We start from the raw sequence: 21301 nt of genomic DNA, 5'->3' as shown, positions 1-21301 counted from the left end.
CATATGAAAATAAATCAATTAATTGCGAACAATATTAACAAATTAAATGCAGCACTTCCAGCAGATCAATCGTTAGGAATTGCTGGTTTGTCAGGATCTGGAAAAACAACTTTTTGTCAAACCATTGGTGAAGAATCCAAGAAACGTCTCGTTTCCTTATTGCCAAAGGCTGAATATCAGTATTTATTTCTTAACATAATGGAAACCAATTTTAGTGCTATCAAGATGGAAGAAATGCCACTTGTACTTTTTCTAGGAAGATCATCCATTTCTTCCAATCCACGTTCAACAATTGGCACACATACTGGCGTGTTTACAGAGATTCGTGTAAGTCTTGCTGAAAAATATAATCTTTCTCCGGAAGTGTTTTCTTTTAATAATGCATTAGGCTGGTGTCCAGAGTGTAAGGGTCGTGGAACTACTAAAAATGTCGAATGTAAAAAGTGTAAGGGAAAGCGCTATAATCAAGAAGTTGAACAATATAAAATTGAATTATTTGATCAACCACATAGTATTTCCGATATCAACAATTTAAGCATTGAATCGATTCTATCACTAGCAGAAGTTTTACATATTAGTGAAGAGAAACAGCATATTCTTAAAAATATTATCAATATGAATATTGGTTACTTAACCTTAAATCGGATCATGGGTACATTGTCAGGAGGGGAAATAACACGCCTTTACTTGGCAGAATTCATGGCAGCCAGTGAAAATACCGTGATTATCATTGATGAAATCTCCGTTGGCCTTGATCACCAAACATTATTGAAAATTTTAGAACAGATTCAACAATTAGGCTATAGGAACCAAATTTGGTTCATTGATCATTCTGACACGGTGCTAGATACAACGGATGAGCAATTGTTCTTTGGACCCGGCAGTGGGAAATATGGCGGAAAAATTGTGGAAGAATCACCGCGTCCACAACCCATCCATTGGGAACAAAATCAAGAAATGCCAACAGATTACTATAAATTTCGTGAACTGCATTGCCGTAATATTCAAATGGCTGAAATTCAGATACCCAAAAATAGGCTTGTAACTGTTACGGGTGAGTCTGGATGTGGTAAATCTACACTAGTCAATGAATGTATCGCCAAAGATTTTCAGAAACGTTATCCAAAAGATAAACTAGTAATGGTAGGGCAAGATCGAAATCAATCGATTACTAGTCGGTCAACCGTTGCGACTTTTCTTGATATTAAAAAGAAACTTACAAAATATAGTGAAGATATTGATGATATTTTTGAGCGTTCGATTGAAGATATTATTGATGAACTTCCAAATCAAGATATTGCACATAAACGTTTGAGTTTACTGATCAAACTAGGACTAGGTTATTTGACATTAGAAAGAAAAACACAAACCTTATCGACTGGAGAATTTCAATGTGTTCATTTAGTTTCGGAGCTGTTTGCTAACTCAAGAAACCCATATACACTTTTTATTTTTGATGAGCCTTCAAAAGGTTTATCACAAAATATTTTAAACCAATTCATTGATAGTATCAGGGTCATTTTGCAAGATGAATCAGTCTCTATTATGATGATTGAACATAATGCCTATATGTTAGAAAGCTCTGATTTTATCGCTGATTTTGGTAAAAGAAAGAATGAACCTGTCACTCATCTTGAAGTTGTCAGTCATAACGAATATTACGAGCTTGAAAATAAGGAAGATGTTGTGCTTCCATCGCAAATTTCTTCGACACTCAAAGCGGAAAATGGCATTACTTATTTAAAAGAAAATCATATCGACTATTTTAAGAATGCAGAAAATGTCTATAAGGGAGGTATCTTAAAAAGCTTATCATCAATGGCCCGTTTAATTTACGGCGAATACGAATCTGACACCATTGCGCCTGTCATTGCTATAGATCTTGAAAGACATTTGTATAGCCAATATAGTTTTCTCTATGAAATGGGCGGCGTGATCAACCATATTATCGCGTCGCATCCGACCATTAAAGATACGAGAAGCTTCGATTTCTATTCACAGGACAATCATTGTCCATCATGCTCAGGACGCCTTAAGATTGAAATATTTGATAAAGATCTTGTCATTCAGGACAAAACCGTTCCATTCTGGGATGGCCTATTTTATCCTGAAGTGATGGAAGTATTAAAATATTATCAATATCCAAAATTAGAGTTTCTATTTGAGGAAATTAAGAATGAGCTCGGGTTCGATCTGACGAAAAGCTACAATGAGATGTCAGAAGAAGAAAAGCATATTTTTTGGTACGGATATTTTGAAAAGACATTCTATGATAAAGCAGGCAAGACACAGAGGACCTGGGTAGGCTTTAATACCATCGTTGGTGGGTATATGGTCATTTCGAAATCGGTGATTAAAGAGAAAATGAAAGCATCTAAAGAAAAGATTACCTGTCCGATTTGTCATGGGAACTGTACTTAATCATCATAAACAGCTTACATTTGGTGACACAGATATTCGTGAGATGATTAATCAGCCACTTGATCAAGTGTTACAAATAGTCGGTGATTTACCTGTACTCGTAAAGCTAAAATCTATTGTTGGCGGCGATATGACTTTGACAGAAGATGTCTCCCTGCTGCCTAGGGAAACACAAGTCGCATTGAAAATGTTTGAATTGGAAATCGCAAGCTTTGTTGGGTATGAAATGGTATTACAAAATGTCTTACCATTCTGGGATACAATTAAGGGCTATATCGAATCTATCAGCATCAATAATCAGATTACCATCTGTGATTTTGCCAATATCAATGAGACAAGAGAAACTATCATTGATAAGTATTTCACTAATGGAAAATACAAAAAACTAACATATGTTTATGAAGCATTTGGTTACAAAAAAATAGTCACTCAAATTAATAAGATTATAAAAAGTCATCCATGTCCATTCTGTAAAGGAAAGAAAGTCATTACAGAAGAGAATCTCCATGATGGCGTGTTTAAATTAACGATACCATGTGTGAGTTGTCGTGCAAGTGGCATCAATGATGAAGGTCGCAAGGAAATGGTCGAAGGCATACCAGTAAAAACATGGTTAACCGGCAAAGTAAGTGATGTTCTTGAAGAAAGCTTATATACAGAAGCTGTCGCTGATATTCCAATTTTCAATCGTATTCGTGAGTTAAATAAACGAGATATGATGGCGGTTTATCAATGCCTTGAGCAAAATAATTAGATTATGCATTTCCTGCAAATTTGGAATGGGATAATATCCTGTTTCTTTTTTTTGGTCTATTTTAACAATACAGGTTTATGTTTATGCTCTAGAATACCGGGATGGGTGTCCGTCTAAAATAGGGCACAGGAGTCGACTCTTTATCAGATTATTCTACATAAAATTACAATTACATTACATTATCGACTGTTTCATTGTTATTAGTCCGATTGGAAGATAAACTATTATTATATAAAAAATTCGAATTAACAATAGGTAACAAGAGGAGATTTTAAAATGATAAAAAAATTATTTAAATATACAGTATCGGCTGCCATCCTCGCCACTATGATTCAAGCAACACCTACTTTTGCAAGTCCAGTAGATTCGCCAGTTACACAAAAAGAAATCAATTCTACAAAAGTACAAATCAATGACTTTGAAACAAAGATCCAGCAATTAGACGACCGGATCTCCTTATCCATGGAGAAAAGTCAAAAACTAAACGATCAGATTAAAACACAACAAGGAAAAATTGAAAAAACAGAGGCTGAAATTGAAAACGCTAAAAAGTCCTTAGATGCTCATAAAAAGGTCTATTCGGATCGCCTAAAAAGCATTCAGTTAGATGGCAAACAATCAATCGCTACATACGCGGAGCTTTTACTTTCGTCTGATAACATTTCAGAGTTTTTAACTCGTTTTACAGCTATATCGCATATCATGGAAACTGACACAGACTTACTGAACGGTTTAAATGATAAAGAACAAGCGTTAGAAAATGCAGAGGAAAAATTACATAATGAGTTTGACCAATTAAAAAAGAGCCAGGTTGAATTAGCTTCTGAACAAAAAAACATTGAAGAAGATAAAAAAGAAGTTGAAAAAGGAATAGCTGAGGCGAAAAACACATTACAAAACCAACAGGCTCAACTGGCACAACAAAAGGCTGAACAAGCCCGACAGCTTGCTGCACAACAACGCGCTCAACAAGCTCAACAAGCTCAACAAGCTCAACAAGCTCAACAAGCTCAACAAGCTCAACAAGCTCAACAAGCTCAACAACAGTCCCGACAGCCTGCTCAACAAGCCCAGCAACAAACTCAACAACAGGCACCAGTAGGCAGCAGACCTTCTAAGTCTGCACCACCGTCAGTTGCTGCCATTTCAACTAACTCTGGATCAGCAAGTGCGATGATTGCTTACGCTAAACAATTTTTGGGTGTTCCTTACGTTTGGGGCGGGTCAACGCCAAACGGATTTGATTGTTCGGGATTCACTTCCTATGTGTTACGATCAGTTGGCATTAATCTGCCAAGAGTTTCACGAGACCAGCAAAATGTTGGAACAAGAATTTCTCCGAGTCAAGTACAGCCAGGAGATTTAGTATTCAGGGGTTCTCCTGCCTACCATGTCGGCATTTATATTGGAGGCGGGCAATATATACATGCTCCGCAAACGGGTGATGTTGTGAAAATTGCTTCGTATAATCCGTCTAAATTTTCTAGTGCTGCTAGAGTATTGCGTTAGAAGTAACAATTTTTTGAAATGTAACCTTAAATAGTGAGACCCTTGCAAAAAAAGTTAATTGCTTTTTCAAATAAACATAGGCAAAATCATGTTAGAGTAGGTTATTTATACTTACTCTAATTTTTTTTGCTGTTATTTTACCCATTGTCATAAATGAAGGTGATTAAATGATACATAAATATTTAGGTCAGACCCTTAGTTTTGAGATAAATTATAAAAATCGTACATCCATGGGCATTTATATAGATGTTTATGGAAATGTTGAAATCCAGGCTCCTAAAGGGACCTCCGATGAACTTCTCCTGCAATTATTAGAGGAAAAATGGGATTGGATCCAGCAAAAATCAACAGAAATGAATGATAGAACGCTTGGCCAAAAGGTAAAGGTCTATGATCATGGTGAAACCTTTCTTTATTTAGGAAACGAATATCCTATCCAGGTCTCTCTAGATATAAATATCAAGCAAGACTATGTAGTGTTTGAAGGGGACAAGTTATATATATATGTGAAACAACTTGAGGATGAGAAAATAAAACAAGCCTTAAAACGGTTTTATTATCAGCAGTGTAAAACCTTAGTAGAGAGGAGTATTCGTTCCTATCAAAGCAACTTTAAAATAAAACCAAGGTCTATCCGTATTTCAGATAATAACAGGAACTGGGGAACCTGTGATTCCAGGCAGCAATTAACCTTCAATTGGAAGCTCGCGATGGCACCATTGAAGGTAATTGATTATGTAGTCGTTCATGAAATGTGCCATATGGTTCATCTGAATCATGACCGATCTTTTTGGCGCCTTGTAGGTAAAATAATCCCCGAATATGAGCAAATGGAGAACTGGCTAGCTTTATCAAGTTGGAAAATGACAGTCTAAAAGTGGAACATCAATTTTAAAGGGAGACTTACTGATGGATAATAATGATATATTAATTCGAATGAGATATGCACTAGAAATAAAAAATAAAGAAATGGCAGAAATATTTAAACTTGGCGGAGTGGAAGTAACAGTCCCTGAGGTAATAAAGATTCTAACAAAATCCGATGATGAGGCTGAATATGACGATCAAATAAAATGTAATAACAGTATGTTTGATTCATTTTTAAATGGACTTATTATTTTTAAAAGAGGGAAACAAGAGACCAAACCAGGACAGTCGGAAACACCGGAACAGTCAATAAAGAAAAGCGCAAACGTTAATAATCTCCTGTTGAAGAAAGTAAAAATAGCGCTGGCCTTAACTACTGAGGATATGCTGGAAATATTCGAAAATGCAGGAATAACAGTAACAAAAGGAGAACTCGGCGCTTTATTAAGAAAAGAAGGGCATAAGAATTATAAAGAGTGCGGGGATAAATACGCTAGAAATTTCTTAAAAGGTTTAGCTATAAAATATAGGGAACAGTAATAACAAACAGAGCAACACTACATTGGTTACTCTAAACTTTTTAAAAAGAAAAGGGGATTCGATGGCTAAAGAAATTAATGAACTAGGCTGGAATTTAGATAACAGTTATGCCCGACTGCCAGACTTATTTTTTACTAGGACCGACCCAACGCCTGTCCGTTCACCCAAGTTGATTATTCTTAATAACCGGCTGGCAACCTCCCTTGGCTTGAATTTACAAGAGCTCGAGAGCAAAAATGGCGTAGCAGTATTTGCTGGCAACCGGATACCTGAGGGGGCCATGCCGCTTGCCCAAGCGTATGCAGGGCATCAATTTGGGCATTTCACGAAATTAGGGGATGGACGGGCCATCTTGCTTGGTGAACAAATCACCCCGAAAGGTGAACGGTATGATATTCAACTTAAGGGTCCAGGTAGAACACCGTACTCCCGCGGAGGCGATGGTCGAGCGGGGCTTGGACCGATGCTGCGTGAATACATCATCAGCGAAGCAATGGATGCGCTTGGGATACCAACCACCCGAAGTCTAGCCGTTGTGACAACCGGGGAGGCAGTATTCCGCGAAACCGCCCTGCCAGGAGCAATTCTGACTCGTGTGGCATCCAGCCATCTGCGCGTTGGTACCTTTCAATACGTTGCAAAATGGGGCACAGTTGAGGAGCTCCAGGCACTAGCAGACTATACACTAAAACGCCATTATCCACACGTTGACACTGATGAGAGACGATATCTATCGCTTCTACAGGAAGTGATCAAACGTCAGGCAGCGCTAGTAGCAAAATGGCAGTTGGTTGGCTTTATCCACGGGGTCATGAACACCGATAACATGACCATTAGCGGAGAAACGATTGATTATGGTCCGTGTGCTTTTATGGATACTTATGATCCTGCAACAGTATTTAGTTCTATTGATAGGCAAGGACGTTATGCTTATGGCAATCAGCCGTATATTGCCGGTTGGAATCTCGCTCGATTGGCCGAAACTCTTTTGCCGGTCTTACATGACAATCAAGAACAGGCTGTCCAACTGGCTCAGGATGAGATTTCACATTTTATGGAGTTGTTCCAGGGTAATTGGCTGGCTGGAATGAGAGCCAAACTCGGCATATTTAACGAAGAAGAACAGGATGAATCTCTTGTTGATAATCTTTTAACTATGATGCAGAAGTATAAGGTGGACTATACCAATACTTTCCGAGCATTAACTTTTGATAAGCCAGAGGATACAGACTTAGTGGAGACTTCAGAATTTAAGCAGTGGTATGAGCAATGGCAAGCACGTCTAAATAGACAGCAGGAATCGAAAGACTCCTCACACCAGTTGATGCGTAATAGCAATCCTGCGGTAATCCCTCGTAACCACCGGGTGGAGGCCGCACTAGACGCTGCCGTGAATCAAGAAGACTACATCGTAATGGAGCGATTGCTTGATGTACTTTCAAGCCCATATGCGCACTCCCCAGAACAGGCGGAATACTGCACGCTTCCTGAGCAATCAACCCAGCCTTACCAAACCTTTTGTGGTACATGATAATCATTAATTAAATCTCTTTTTAGGAAATTAAGGTGTGAGGATGATCGCGTGTTTCTATTAACTGAAAATGCCAAAACAGAACTACAAAATAGGTTGAAACTAGCTGATTCAAAACAATTTATCCGGCTGCAAATGCGTAAAAGTTGTTTTATGAAAGTGAAATTGACCCTGGAAGAAACGATTCAGCCAAATGATGCAGAAATCACTAATGATGAGTTGCATTTCATCATTGACAATGGTGAGTGCCACTATTTCAATAATAAAACGTTAGATTTTATCCCAGATACAACAGGTTTTATGCAATTTGAGATTATTTAAAAAGGAGTCTGATTTCTATGAAATCAGGCTCCTTTTTTTATATTTTCAACGTAAATTAAAAAAACAGCTAAATTATTAAAAATATTGACAGAATAATGAACGAGAGTTACTATTAGATTGTCCTTAAGAAACGCGAACGTCGTTCGATAATGTCGAATATAAGGAGGATGGTTGTGTCAGAACGTTTAATTCAGTCTGTTGAAAGAGCCGCTGATATCCTAGAATTATTTTTGGTTACTAAACCAGAACTAAGTATCAAAGAGATTAGTGAGAATTTAAATTTATCAAAAAGTACTGTTCACGGTATTATCAAGACCTTGGAACATAGAGGGTTTCTTCAACAAAATCCTGAGGATTTGAAATATAAGCCTGGGATCAAGCTTTTTGAACTTGGGAATTTTGTCGGAAAACATTTCGATATTGGGAAAATTGCAAGGCCCATTATTAGAGATTTAGTGGATGAACTAAATGAAACTGTTCACTTAGTTTCGTTACAGCGAGATGAAGTTATTTACATTGAAAAAGTAGAAGGTCAAAGTGCCCTTACTATTTATTCGCATATTGGAAAAAGAGCTCCTTTTCATAGTACGGGTGTGGGAAAGGCAATACTTGCCAACCTTAATGAAAACGATGTTAACAGAATATTATCATCTATCAATTTGGAATCATTTACAAAGCACACGATGACAAATATTGAGGAAATAAAAGACCATTTACATTCCATCCGTGAGCAAGGCTATGCGGTCGATGATGAGGAAATTGAGTTAGGGCTTAAATGTATAGCTGCGCCGATATTTAATCATCAAGGAAATGTAATCGCTTCAATAAGTTGTGCTGCACCTAAAATGAGGCTTGATGAAAATCGGCTGCCTAAGGTGATAGCAGGAATTAAAAGTGCTGCAGCAGAGATTTCAAGTTGTTTAGGCTATAAAGGTAAAAATACCTGATAGAAAGACAAAGAGAGAAATAAACACATTAATTTTTAGGAGGAGAATTATTTTGTCAAAAGTAAAAGTTGCCGTTCTTGGCTCAGGGAACATTGGTACAGATTTAATGATCAAACTTGGACGCTCTGAATATTTAGAGCTAACAGCTGTGATTGGGATTGACCCGCAATCAGACGGATTACGCCGTGCAAGAGAATTAGGTTATGCTGGGGTTGATACGGGAATCGATGGTTTTCTTGCAGACCCAACACTAGAAGCAGACATCGTTTTTGATGCAACTTCAGCCAAAGCTCATCTTTATAATGCAAAAGTGTTAAAAGAAGCAGGAATAAAAGTAATTGACATGACCCCTGCAGCTGTAGGTCCATATGTATGTGCTGCTGTAAATATTGATGAACATTTAGATAAAGATAATATCAATTTAATTACTTGTGGTGGTCAAGCAACCATTCCAATGGTTCATGCAGTTAACCGAGTAGCTCCAGTAGAATATGCAGAAATCGTTGCAACGATTGCGAGCTTAAGTGCTGGCCCTGGAACACGTGCAAATATCGATGAATTTACGGAGACAACTTCACGTGCAATTGCTGAGGTTGGTGGTGCTAAAAAAGGAAAAGCGATAATGATCCTAAACCCTGCTGAACCGCCAATTATGATGCGTGATACCGTTTATACACTTGTTGAGGATGGAAAAATGGATGAACAAGCGATCAGGAAATCGATTGAGGAAATGACTAAGGTTGTTCAATCCTATGTTCCAGGCTATCGACTCCGCACAGAACCAATTTTTGAAGGAAATAAAGTAACCATCTTCCTTGAAGTAGAAGGTGCTGGTGATTACCTTCCTAAATACGCAGGAAACTTAGATATCATGACATCTGCCGGTGTTAAAATTGCCGAAGCGTTTGCTAAAAAATTATTAACGAAAGAAACAGTTTGAACTGTAGAAAGGGGTAAAAAATAATGACAAATGAAAGAGATATTCTTATCACAGAGGTAGCACTACGCGATGGAAGCCATGCGATCAATCATCAATTTACAGTTGAACAAGTACTTAAGGTTGCAAAGGCATTAAATGACGCAAATGTTCCTTATATCGAAGTATCACATGGAGACGGTTTAGCAGGATCTTCTTTACAATATGGACTTTCCCGTACAAATGAAATGGAATTAATCGAAGCAGCCGTTTCTGTTGCCGACAAATCCAAAATTGCTGTGTTACTTTTACCAGGAATCGGTACTTTACATGAATTAAAAGAAGCAGCTAATTTAGGAGCAAAAATGGCTCGTATTGCAACACATGTAACAGAAGCAGACGTGGCGCCACAACACATTGCCTACGCAAAAGAATTAGGGATGGAAACAGTTGGATTTTTAATGATGAACCATATGGCACCTGTTGCTAAATTAGTAGAACAGGCTAAATTAATGGAAAGCTATGGAGCAGATTCAGTATACGTTGTTGACTCTGCAGGTTACTTACTTCCAGACCAAGTTCGCGAACGTATTCGTGCTCTTAAACAATCCATTGGCGTTAATGTTGGTTTCCATGGTCATAACAATTTATCTTTAGCGATGGCCAATACACTTGCTGCAATCGAAGAAGGTGCCACTCGTATTGATGGCAGTGTTCGTTGCCTTGGTGCTGGTGCCGGTAATACACAAACAGAAGTACTTGTAGCAGTTTGCGAACGGATGGGTATTAAAACAGGGGTAGATTTATATAAAATGATGGACTTAGCTGAGGACATTGTGGCACCACTTTTACAAGTACCACAAGAAATCACGAAAGACAGCCTAACGCTCGGGTATGCTGGTGTATATTCTAGCTTTGCTCTTCATGCAAAACGTGCAGCTGCAAAATTTGGTGTGGATTCACGTGATATTTTAATTGAACTAGGAAATCGTAAAGTAGTTGGCGGTCAAGAGGATATGATTGTTGAAGTGGCTGCAGAGATTGCTAAAAACAAGTCAAAGATAGTCTTGGCCTAATAGTTATAACCCATTACAAATAGATTTATAGAATATTAAAAAATAATAGAGTTGATGGAAGAGGGGACTAAACTGTTCCCACCTCCATCGACTAGCCTAAATCGGAATGATTTAATTTATTTTCTATTTAAATGCTTATGTAACCGTTTTTACCTTTAAGAAGAGATAGATAACCGTCTAAATTTCATCTTAGCTGGAATTTACATCATAGGATTAGAGGAGAAATTTTATGGAATTAGTTATAATATTATTAGCACTCGGAATGTTAATGTTTATTGCATACCGAGGATTTTCAGTTATCATGTTTGCACCGTTATGTGCATTATTCGCCGTCTTTTTAACGGACCCTGATTGGGTTCTTCCGTTTTTCTCCAATGTATTTATGGGGAAAATGGTTGAATATATTAAACTTTACTTTCCAATTTTCCTATTAGGAGCTATTTTCGGTAAAGTGGTAGAAATGTCAGGATTAGCACGTTCAATTGCATCTACGCTTATTCAGTTAGTAGGACGTAAACGTGCAATGTTAGTTATCGTTTTATTGTGTGCGATTCTAACATACAGTGGAATAAGTTTAGTCGTTGTTGCTTTTGCTGTTTATCCATTTGCAGCACATTTATTCAGACAGTCAGATATTCCGAAACGATTGATTCCAGGGACGATTGCACTTGGTTCATTTACCTTTACGATGGACGCACTTCCTGGTTCACCTCAGGTGCAAAACGTTATCCCAACTACATTTTTCAAAACAGATCTTTATGCCGCGCCTACTCTTGGAATAATTGGGGCAATTTTTATCTTCATACTTGGGATGCTCTATTTAAATTCACGTCGTAAAAAGGCAGAAAAAGCGGGTGAAGGCTATTATAGTTTCGGCACAATCAAAGAAAAACAGATCGATATTGATTTAGACCAAAATGAAAGTATAGCCCGTAAAATCTTGGCATTTGTTCCAGTAGTCCTTGTCGGTGTTTTAAATAAAGTGTTAACCACTTGGATTCCAAAATGGTATCCTAATGGCTTTGATTTTTCTAAGATTGGCTTAAATTTTCCAAATGTTGAAACTTCCCAGGTTGTAGGTATTTGGTCAGTTGAAATTGCTCTTATTGTCGGTATTCTTACAACCATTTTATACAATCGTAAACCCGTTGTTATGAACTTCAAGGATGGCATGAATCTTGGTATTGCTGGTGCATTATTAGCCATCATGAACTCTGCAACTGAATATGGTTTTGGAGCAGTAATTTCTAACCTTCCTGGTTTTACGATGGCGAGAGATGGAATTGCTAAATTATTTACGAATCCTCTATTAAATGGAGCAGTTACAACCAATGTTCTATCTGCTATTTCTGGTTCCGCATCGGCTGGTATCGCCATTTCACTTGGGATTATGGCAGATAAATATATTGAATTAGCAACTCAATTCGGTATCCCGCTTGAAGTAATGCACCGCGTAATTTCCATGGCTTCAGGGGGTATGGATACACTTCCACATAACGGAGCAGTCATTACGTTGCTTGCGATCACAGGCTTAACACATAAGCAGTCCTACCGTGACATTTTCGCTGTTACCATTATTAAAACAATCGCTGCTTTCTTTATCATTGGCGTTTATTTAGTAACAGGTCTTGTTTAAGACTACAATTATTGAATACAGATGGTTGGTAATCCTTCTTGTAGTTGGACTAGCCATTTAGAATATGTATGAAAGCAATAACCCGATTGCAAATAGAGCAATCGGGTTATTGTTAAGTCACCTCAAATAAAGAAACTCGTAATCTCTTCATAAAATCCCACATGATATGATTGTTGTAAGTCTAATGTTCCCGTTCTTTCAACTTACTATGCAATTGATTCAATCGCACCATTAATTGTTTATATTCCTCGAGTTCAATATTACAGGATTGTATTTCTTCACCAACTGTTTTTGTAATGGCTTGTTTTTCTTCCAGTGCTTTCTTTTGTAAATGGATATAGACTTTTCTCTCATCTGCCTTTGAACGTTCTTTTCTAAGCCAACCATTTGCTTCCATTCTTGTCAGCATGGGAGTCAATGTTCCAGTACCTAAACTTAATTTTTCTCCTATCTCCTTAACCGTTATACCATCTTTTTCCCATAATGTTAATAGAACTAAGTATTGAGGATAGGTTATTCCATAAGGTTGAAGTGCACTTGAATATAACTTATTGAATTCACTTGCTGTTTCATAAATGGCAAAGCATAGTTGGTTTTTTAATAACATGAAGTCTTCCAAGATGATCACCTTACTTTAAAATAATTATGAAAATAATCTTTTTATATCCTTCTCAATTCTGCTTGGTTCAGTCGTGGGGGCATACCGTTCGATCACCTGACCCTTTGAGTCGACTAGAAATTTTGTGAAATTCCATTTTATATTTTTTGTAAGAGCACCTGGTTTCTGGTTCTTTAAATAAGTAAATAGGGGATCAGTATTATTGCCATTTACATCAATTTTAGCGAATATTGGAAAGGTTACCCCGTAGTTTAATTGGCAGAACTGTGTTGTCTCTTCAATATTAGCAAATTCTTGATTATTGAATTGATCACAAGGGAAACCTAAAATCTCTAAACCATTCTCATTAAAATTTTCATATAATTCTTGAAGTCCTTTGAATTGAGGTGTTAACCCACATTTACTTGCAGTATTCACAATAAGTAAAGGCTTGCCTTCATAATCCATTAATGATTTTTCCTCACCATTTGTCATCTTTACACTAAAATCATAAATCGTTGTCAATTGAGTCTCCCCCTTGGTTTTTACTATGGAATTTTTTAGATTAAATCGTTTGCGATTTAATCTTACACGATTTAATTAAATGTGGCAAGTCTGAATTTGTTAACTAGGCTGGATATCTGGAATGGAAAAGAGAAAGATAAAGATGAAAAGGAGGGTTTTCCAATGGGGATAAATTTGTTTAATGGTAAAAATGGAGAAGAAAAGGAAATACTTAAAGACGTTCTTGAGGATTCAATCGAAACGGAAGAAAATTTAATGCGGACATATCTAATAACTGCAGAGCGAATTCATGATGATGATGAACTAAAGGAACGCCTTGAAAACTTTGCCGAAGGAAATGCAAAACGAACCAAACAACTGATTGATGAACTCAATGAAATCAAGGAATAGTAAAATTTGGTGCTCATCTGTGAATAGACCAAGATGAGCATGTCTTTTTTACTTACATACGTTTCTATTGTTGTTCTGATTACCGCAATTATCCAAACATAAACCTTTTCTTTATAAACCAAAATAATATGGTTCACTTATACATTCCAAAGGAGTTGGTCGTGTTGAAATGGCACAAAACGATACTTTCAATGATTCAACAGCGTCAAGATAAAAAGGTTGCGTTAGCTGTAGACACTTCCACGAATGAAGCCCCAAGCATTTTGATCAATAACATAGTAAAACTGTTTGAACAATTAAAGCCAGACACCATTTTGGTGCAAGCAGATTTTAAAATTAGAAGTACATCACCTGTCAAAAGTGATACAATTAAATACTATACACATGGGAAATCTTCGTATACCTTGGTGCTTGAGTGGGCTAAAGAAGAAAATATCGATACACTATTTTATATTACCGATGTAACCGGCTTTATTTCAGAAGACATAGAAAATGTTAGTTATGAAATGATTTGGCTTGTACCTGGAGGTATTTTGCCAAGGGTTCCTTTTGGCAAAGCAATTAAAGTAGCCTGAAAAGAATCCCTCACAAAAAGTGAGGGATGAACTCTTTCAGATAGGAGTTATGAGTTTTCAATGAAAGAATATTATTATGATAAATTAATGGGGATAAAAACGGGAGGGGACCAAGAGGGATTTAATAAGTCCTTTCACTACCATCGTTATGAGCCAACGCCATATAGCGCCCTCGAAGAATTATTTAACAACTATAAATTAACTAGCCGTGATCGAATAGTTGACTTTGGGTGTGGCAAAGGGCGATTAAACTTTTTTATTCATTATCTATTTAATGCAATGGTTGTTGGCGTTGAAATGAATGAGGATTTCTATCAGGAAGCAATTGAAAATCGAACTAGTTATTTAAAGAAAACCGACACGAGAAATAGCAATATTGATTTTTATTGCGGTTTGGCGGAAGAATACCAAATAGACCCTTATGACAATCGATTTTACTTTTTTAATCCGTTTTCAATCCAAATTTTTATGAAAACCATTAATAATATATTGCTATCGGTGGAAAAATCCGAGCGTAATATTGAATTGATTTTATATTACCCATCAGAAGATTATATATATTATTTAGAAAACGATACCTCTTTTGAATTGAAAAAAGAAATCACTTTGCCTTACTTCTATGAACATAATTCTAATGAGAGATTTTTAATTTATCAATTAATCGTATAGCTTTTGCATTAATCTGTTTATCTCATCGTTTAATTCAGCTGTGTTTTTAGTATCAAGCAATTGTTCAGAAATGACGATATAACTGCTGTTGCTTCCTTTCAAATAACTATAGATAATCTGTGCGGCATCAATTTCATCTCTGCTGACTTTTTTTGTTGAATTAACTTCTGTAGTTTTAAAGATGCTTAATATATTGGACGTGATTGTTTTCCTCGTTGCCTCAATCTCAGACCATGAATATTTTTCACTGTAGAGTATTTTGTTCTTCTTAATTAGGAATAGTTTAAAAGTACTGTAATTTAAGGATTCAACGACTGCGAGATTTTTATTACTTTCCGTAAATTCAATCACTTTTTCTTTATTTAGAAGGGAGTGGAGGGCATCCAACGTGTCTCTATACTTTGCGGCCACTTCAAAATCAAATTCTTCAGAAGCCTCTGTCATTTTTCGCTCCATAACTTCAAGCAGGCTCATATCGGTTCCATGCAGTAAGCCGATAATCTTAGTTATGTTTTCATTATATCGATCAAGTGCATCTCCTCCTAAACACATACCAAGGCATAAACCTAAGGAATAATTTAAGCAGGGAGTGTTCTTGTTTGAAGAACTGCTACAGCAGATCTTATAGAATTCCTTGATACCTTGGAGCGCCTTTTCGACAGTATGCTTGCTTGTATATGGACCAAAATAAAGACTTTTAGGGTTATCAGGACTGCTACAAGTGTTGATTCTATGATAGCCGGCTTCCATTTCAATCCTAATATAGATATAGGATTGAGTATTTTTCATCATTCTATTAAAAATGGGCTTGATTTCACTGATTAATTTACATTCTAACATAAACGCTTCAAATTCTGTGTCAGTAAGGATATAGTCAAAATCCTTTAGGCTTGCTTTTAACTTTATTATCTTTTTAGGATGGGCCTTTGAATTTTGGAAGTAAGACCGCACACGATTTTTAAGTTTTTTTGCTTTTCCCACATATATAATTTGTGCTCTGGAGTCCTTCATAAGATACACTCCAGGGGAAGAGGGAAGGTTTTTTACCTTTTCTTTAAGATCCATATGAAAACCTCCATTCACACTATATTTTATCACAAATAAAAAAGGTGCCCAGCCTTTACCATCAATGGATGAGAAGACTAGGCACCTTTTTTTATAATTACCTAATACCTTTCATGTAGCCCTGAATTTTCGGGGCTAGCATTAATAGGATAATACCTAGTACGATGGATGCTCCACCAATCACACCAAAATAGGTCATTTCAGTTTCAGGTGTGTAGAATTTAACAACTTGTGCATTTAGTGCTTGTGCAGCAGCACTTGCTAAGAACCATAAGCTCATCGTTTGTGCTGAGAATGCTGCAGGCGCTAATTTAGTAGTGGCTGACAAACCAACAGGTGACATGCATAATTCTCCAAATACAACAATTAAATAACTAAGAACAAGCCACATTGGACTCACCAATGAATCCGTACCGCCAAAATAAGCAGGTATTAGAATAACTAGGAATGACAAACCAGCAAATAATAATGATAATGAGAACTTTTGAGGTACTGATGGCTGACGCTTTCCTAATTTAACCCACAACCAAGCAAATACAGGCGCAAATATAATAATAAATAACGGGTTTAAAGATTGAAACCACGCTGGCTTAATTTCAATTCCAGCAAAATGTAATTGTGTACGAGTATCAGCATAACTTGCAAGGATGGTTGAACCTTGCTCTTGAATTGCCCAGAACATAACCGCTGCAATAAATAACGGGATATAAGCAATAATCCTTGAACGTTCTACTGCTGTTGTTTTTGGACTACGGTACATCACAACGAAATAAATCGTCGGAATTAAAATACCAAGAAAAGTAACAATATTAATAAAGCTAGCAAAAGTTAAAAGTCCGTTTGGTATTAATACTGCACATAAAACAGCAAGAATAATTACAGCTAATCCAATAAAAGTGAAGACTTTTTTCTTTTCTGCAGGTGACATTGGATTGGCAATCATCGTTCCTGCAAGACCCAGATTTTTTTTCTTTGTAAGACTGAACACAATTAATCCTAAGAACATACCTACAGCGGCAATTCCAAACCCTAAGTGGAAGTTACCAACCGATCCAACGATTAACGGGGATAAGAATGCTCCCAAGTTAATACTCATATAGTAAATAGTAAAACCTGCATCACGACGTTCGTCCTTTTCGCTGTACAATTCACCTACTGCGGAAGAAACATTCGGTTTAAGCATTCCAGTACCAAGGACAATCAATACCATGGAAACAAAGAACATAGAAACACTGCCAGGAATAGCAAGAGCTATATGTCCAAACATAATCAGGATTCCGCCGTAAAACACGGCTTTTGAAGAACCGAAGATCCGGTCAGCAAGCCAGCCGCCAATTATTCCAGACATATAAACAAGTGATCCATAGATGGACATGATAGAAAGTGCGAGATTTTTATCAATGCCCAATCCGCCTTTAGAAACTTCATAATACATATAGAAAACGAGGATGGCTCTCATTCCATAGTAAGAAAAGCGCTCCCAAAATTCAGTAAAGAAAAGAGTAGATAGGCCTTTAGGATGTCCGAAAAATCCAGTTTGAGGTACACTATCCACAATTTTCTGTCTATTTATGTTTGACATGTTACAACCTCCCTTTTATTATACTATAATACTTTTTGTAGTTTTGAATTGTCAAAAACTTTTTTTCATGAAATAAGTTTTGAAAGGTTATAAACATTGATAATACTGAATTTCAGTTTAATAAAAGGAAAAAAGAAAGTTTTTTTTAAATAGTAAATGATTTCAGATAAGAGGGACTTTTCACTCTAATAGACCTTAATTGGGTGCCTGACACCACAGATGGACATTTGTCCATCTGTGGTGTCAGGCACCTTTTTTCCTAAAAATAGGCATAATAGTGATTGACATTGACGTTGCGTAAAGGTGTATCGTTAGTTTATAAGGGGGTGAACGAATGGAGTATACAGTGCAGAAGCTTGGAGGTCTAGCTGGTGTTAGTACTAGAACACTTAGGTATTATGATGAAATTGGAATTCTTAAGCCAGCTAGAATTAATTCATCAGGATACAGAATTTATGGTCAAGCGGAGGTGGACCGTCTTCAACAAATCTTATTTTACAGGGAATTAGGGATCAGTTTAGAAAGTATAAAAGAAATTGTAACAGCTCCAAACTTTGATGGCGCTGCAGCACTTAAAGAACATCGTGAAAAACTTCTGGAGAAAAAGGAACAGTTAGAATTATTAATTGCGAATGTAGATAAAACGATCGCAGTAACAGAAGGGAGAATGAAAATGTCAAATAAAGAAAAGTTCGAGGGTTTTAAGAAAAAAATGATTGACGAAAATGAGAAAAAATACGGGAAAGAAATTCGAGAAAAGTATGGAGATGAAACCGTCAAAAAGTCAAATGCCAAACTTCAGAATATGACACAAGAACAACATGATGAGGTAACAGCACTAGCTGAAAAATTGACACAAACGTTAGCTGAAGCTTTTAAAACCGGGGATCCAGCCGGAGAAAAGGCACAAACAGCCGCTGACCTCCATAAGCAATGGTTATGCTACTATTGGAATGAATATAGTAAGGAAGCCCATGCAGGTCTGGCACAAATGTATGTGGATGATGAAAGATTTACCGCCTATTATGATAAACAACAGCCAGGGACCGCAGAATTTTTAAGGGATGCCATTCACATTTATACGGGTATGAAAAAATAACTTTTTACAATAGATGAGATTCCCTGTAAGACAGCGATAGTCTTACAGGTTTTTTTTATTACCTTTTATATTTTTTATTATTTTAATATCTAAAGGAAAAATTTGGTGTATAACACCAAAAAGCGCCTTAGTGCATTACCGCGACTATGTGCTACTGGGATATTTTGAACTTTTTTCACGTAATTGACAAAAATGGATAGTACCACTAAAGTAATATATGTCATAATTATTTTAAAATTTATTATATTATTATATTTCTGATTAGAATGAATACATAAAAAACAATGTACAGGTAGGTGTAAATGTGGAAAAGGATCCTATTCTTCGAATAAAAGACTTAAAGGTGTCTTTTCAATCAGGGAAAAAACTAGTGCCGGCAGTTGATGGCATCAGTTTCGAATTAAAGGATGGAGAAATTCTAGGGATTGTAGGTGAATCGGGGAGTGGTAAAAGTGTCACTTCTTTAGCGACCATGGGTTTGATTCCTTCTCCACCAGGAAAAATCGAGAATGGTCAAATCATTTTTGAAGGAAAAGACCTGAAAAATATCTCCGAAAAAGAGTGGAGAAAAATCCGCGGCAATCAGATTTCAATGATATTCCAAGAGCCTATGACCTCATTGAATCCGTTGTTTACAATTGGTAATCAGTTAATGGAAGCCATCCGACTGCATACAGACCTTTCAAAGCGAGAAGCAAATGTACGCAGTATCGAATTATTAAAACTTGTTGGTATTCCAAGAGCAGAAGGAATTCTTAAAGAGCATCCACATCAACTATCGGGCGGTATGCGGCAACGGGTAATGATTGCGATGGCCATGGCCTGCAATCCTAGAGTGCTGATCGCGGATGAGCCAACAACCGCACTTGACGTAACAATTCAAGCACAAATCCTTGCCTTAATGAAGGACTTAAATAAAAAGACAAATACATCGATCATTCTCATTACCCATGATTTAGGTGTCGTTGCAGAAATTTGTGAACGCGTAATTGTCATGTATTCTGGGCAAATCGTGGAGCAGGGTGATGTTAGAACGATACTCAAAAATCCTCAGCATCCTTATACAAAGGGCCTTTTAAAATCCGTCCCTGATTTAAGAGGGAAAAAGGAACGACTTTATAGTATTCCCGGCACTGTCCCTACACCAGGATCAATCCAAAAGGGCTGCCGGTTCGCGGCTAGATGTTCAGAGGCATTTGGTCAATGCCAGGAAGAAACACCAGTTTTGTATAAAACGGAAAAAGACGGACATGAAGTGCGCTGTTTCCTACAAACATTGATGAAGGGGAGTGACAACCATGTCAGAGTTACTTCTTGAAGTAAATGGATTAAAAAAGTACTTTCCGATTATAGGCGGCCTTTTTGGGAGCAAACAAGGAGAAGTCAAAGCGGTTGATGATGTATCCTTTTACGTTAGAAAAGGAGAAACATTGGGCATCGTTGGTGAAAGCGGTTGCGGTAAATCGACCACGGGCCGTCTGCTCATGCGTTTGATTGAAGCAAGTGAGGGTAGGATTATTTTTGAAGATCAAGAGATTACTAGTATGTCAAAATCTGAATTAAGAAAAACTCGACGAGATATCCAAATGGTATTCCAAGACCCTTATGCATCGCTTAATCCAAGACATTCGATCGAACAGATTCTTGAAGAGCCGCTCATTGTTCATGGAATAGGGACAAAAGAGGAACGTAAAAGGCAAGTGAGAGATATGCTTGAGGTAGTTGGCTTAAGCAGTTACCACGCTAAAAGGTATCCGCACCAATTTAGCGGCGGTCAGCGTCAAAGAATTGGAATTGCAAAAGCGTTAATGACCAAACCAAAACTAATTATCGCCGATGAGCCTGTTTCAGCACTGGACGTATCCATTCAGGCTCAGGTTCTTAACCTGATGAAGGACATACAAAGGGAATTTCAGCTTACTTACATATTTATTGCTCATGATTTAGGAGTTGTACGCCATATTAGTGATCGTGTTGGCGTGATGTATTTAGGAAGATTAATAGAGTTAGCTGAAAGTGAAGATCTATATGAAAATCCGAAGCATCCATATACAAAAGCGCTCCTATCAGCTGTGCCAATACCGGATCCAGATATAAAGAGGGAGACCATTTTAATAGAAGGAGAACTTCCAAGTCCTGCGAATCCTCCCTCAGGTTGTGCCTTCCATACACGATGCTCACAGGTGATGGACATTTGTAAAAAGACTAGACCTGCGGAACAAAATCTAAACGGTCATTTTGTCGCATGTCACTTATATAACAAGTGATTTGCTGCATTTA

General features: G+C 37.1%; 19 protein-coding genes and 1 pseudogene. 16 read left to right on the top strand and 4 right to left on the bottom strand.

The window, feature by feature from the left end; translation table 11 throughout:
• Window positions 1-3 precede the first annotated feature (3 nt).
• From QF028_RS21560 to QF028_RS21515, 10 genes and pseudogenes are all read left to right on the top strand, one after another.
• Window positions 4-3175, top strand: a pseudogene (locus tag QF028_RS21560) (ATP-binding cassette domain-containing protein).
• A 276-nt stretch (window positions 3176-3451) separates the two neighbouring features.
• Window positions 3452-4684 carry an NlpC/P60 family protein gene (locus tag QF028_RS21555; protein WP_429468591.1) on the top strand — a complete coding sequence of 411 codons (1233 nt, stop codon included), beginning with the start codon at window positions 3452-3454 and terminating at the stop codon, window positions 4682-4684.
• 167 nt (window positions 4685-4851) lie between these two features.
• Window positions 4852-5559, top strand: a complete 708-nt coding sequence (locus QF028_RS21550) for a M48 family metallopeptidase (protein ID WP_429468589.1) — start codon at window positions 4852-4854, stop codon at window positions 5557-5559.
• A gap of 34 nt (window positions 5560-5593) precedes the next feature.
• Window positions 5594-6091 (top strand): DUF1456 family protein, encoded by a 498-nt coding sequence (locus QF028_RS21545; RefSeq protein ID WP_429468586.1) that lies wholly within the window; start codon window positions 5594-5596, stop codon window positions 6089-6091.
• 61 nt (window positions 6092-6152) lie between these two features.
• Window positions 6153-7622 (top strand): protein adenylyltransferase SelO, encoded by a 1470-nt coding sequence (locus QF028_RS21540; RefSeq protein ID WP_429472447.1) that lies wholly within the window; start codon window positions 6153-6155, stop codon window positions 7620-7622.
• A 51-nt stretch (window positions 7623-7673) separates the two neighbouring features.
• Window positions 7674-7943 (top strand): iron-sulfur cluster biosynthesis family protein, encoded by a 270-nt coding sequence (locus QF028_RS21535; protein ID WP_429468583.1) that lies wholly within the window; start codon window positions 7674-7676, stop codon window positions 7941-7943.
• Window positions 7944-8116: 173 nt separating this feature from the next.
• A complete protein-coding gene (locus tag QF028_RS21530; RefSeq protein ID WP_215012171.1) occupies window positions 8117-8890 on the top strand; it encodes an IclR family transcriptional regulator in 774 nt (257 codons plus the stop codon).
• 52 nt (window positions 8891-8942) lie between these two features.
• On the top strand, window positions 8943-9830 hold the full coding sequence (locus QF028_RS21525) for an acetaldehyde dehydrogenase (acetylating) (RefSeq protein WP_429468581.1): 888 nt from the start codon (window positions 8943-8945) through the stop codon (window positions 9828-9830).
• 23 nt (window positions 9831-9853) lie between these two features.
• On the top strand, window positions 9854-10882 hold the full coding sequence (dmpG, locus tag QF028_RS21520) for a 4-hydroxy-2-oxovalerate aldolase (protein WP_215006120.1): 1029 nt from the start codon (window positions 9854-9856) through the stop codon (window positions 10880-10882).
• A gap of 229 nt (window positions 10883-11111) precedes the next feature.
• Window positions 11112-12518: a GntP family permease gene (locus QF028_RS21515; RefSeq protein WP_215006123.1), complete on the top strand. Its 1407-nt coding sequence runs from the start codon at window positions 11112-11114 to the stop codon at window positions 12516-12518.
• A gap of 181 nt (window positions 12519-12699) precedes the next feature.
• On the opposite strand, the gene QF028_RS21510 is transcribed toward QF028_RS21515, so the two are convergent.
• Together QF028_RS21510 and QF028_RS21505 are read right to left on the bottom strand one after the other, a co-directional pair.
• Window positions 12700-13125, bottom strand: a complete 426-nt coding sequence (locus QF028_RS21510; protein ID WP_429472445.1) for a MarR family winged helix-turn-helix transcriptional regulator — start codon at window positions 13123-13125, stop codon at window positions 12700-12702.
• A 36-nt stretch (window positions 13126-13161) separates the two neighbouring features.
• A complete protein-coding gene (locus tag QF028_RS21505; protein WP_429468577.1) occupies window positions 13162-13641 on the bottom strand; it encodes a glutathione peroxidase in 480 nt (159 codons plus the stop codon).
• Window positions 13642-13803: 162 nt separating this feature from the next.
• On the opposite strand from QF028_RS21505, the gene QF028_RS21500 reads away from it, so the two are divergent.
• From QF028_RS21500 to QF028_RS21490, 3 genes are all read left to right on the top strand, one after another.
• The gene (locus tag QF028_RS21500; RefSeq protein WP_215006130.1) at window positions 13804-14031 is read left to right on the top strand and encodes a hypothetical protein; all 228 of its coding nucleotides are present in this window, start codon (window positions 13804-13806) and stop codon (window positions 14029-14031) included.
• A 191-nt stretch (window positions 14032-14222) separates the two neighbouring features.
• A complete protein-coding gene (locus QF028_RS21495) occupies window positions 14223-14606 on the top strand; it encodes a VWA-like domain-containing protein (RefSeq protein WP_429472443.1) in 384 nt (127 codons plus the stop codon).
• 60 nt (window positions 14607-14666) lie between these two features.
• Entirely contained in the window at window positions 14667-15275 is a 609-nt protein-coding gene (locus tag QF028_RS21490) for a methyltransferase (RefSeq protein WP_168242271.1), read from the top strand.
• Here the strand turns inward: QF028_RS21490 and QF028_RS21485 are convergent.
• Both QF028_RS21485 and QF028_RS21480 read right to left on the bottom strand, forming a co-directional pair.
• Window positions 15264-16340, bottom strand: coding sequence for a UvrB/UvrC motif-containing protein (locus tag QF028_RS21485; RefSeq protein ID WP_429468574.1), 1077 nt, complete (start codon window positions 16338-16340; stop codon window positions 15264-15266). The two genes, QF028_RS21490 and QF028_RS21485, sit on opposite strands and share 12 nt — an antisense overlap.
• Before the next feature lie 97 nt (window positions 16341-16437).
• Window positions 16438-17922 carry a peptide MFS transporter gene (locus QF028_RS21480; RefSeq protein WP_429468572.1) on the bottom strand — a complete coding sequence of 495 codons (1485 nt, stop codon included), beginning with the start codon at window positions 17920-17922 and terminating at the stop codon, window positions 16438-16440.
• Between the two features lie 334 nt (window positions 17923-18256).
• On the opposite strand from QF028_RS21480, the gene QF028_RS21475 reads away from it, so the two are divergent.
• From QF028_RS21475 to QF028_RS21465, 3 genes are all read left to right on the top strand, one after another.
• Window positions 18257-19021 (top strand): MerR family transcriptional regulator, encoded by a 765-nt coding sequence (locus QF028_RS21475; RefSeq protein WP_215006142.1) that lies wholly within the window; start codon window positions 18257-18259, stop codon window positions 19019-19021.
• A gap of 304 nt (window positions 19022-19325) precedes the next feature.
• Window positions 19326-20339, top strand: a complete 1014-nt coding sequence (locus tag QF028_RS21470) for an ABC transporter ATP-binding protein (protein WP_215006145.1) — start codon at window positions 19326-19328, stop codon at window positions 20337-20339.
• On the top strand, window positions 20320-21288 hold the full coding sequence (locus QF028_RS21465) for an ABC transporter ATP-binding protein (RefSeq protein WP_429468569.1): 969 nt from the start codon (window positions 20320-20322) through the stop codon (window positions 21286-21288). The genes QF028_RS21470 and QF028_RS21465 overlap by 20 nt, the downstream gene beginning before the upstream one ends.
• Window positions 21289-21301 lie beyond the last annotated feature (13 nt).

The organism is Neobacillus sp. B4I6 (assembly GCF_050434045.1).
Classification (GTDB): domain Bacteria; phylum Bacillota; class Bacilli; order Bacillales; family Cytobacillaceae; genus Neobacillus.
This window is presented reverse-complemented; position numbering and strand designations above follow the sequence as displayed.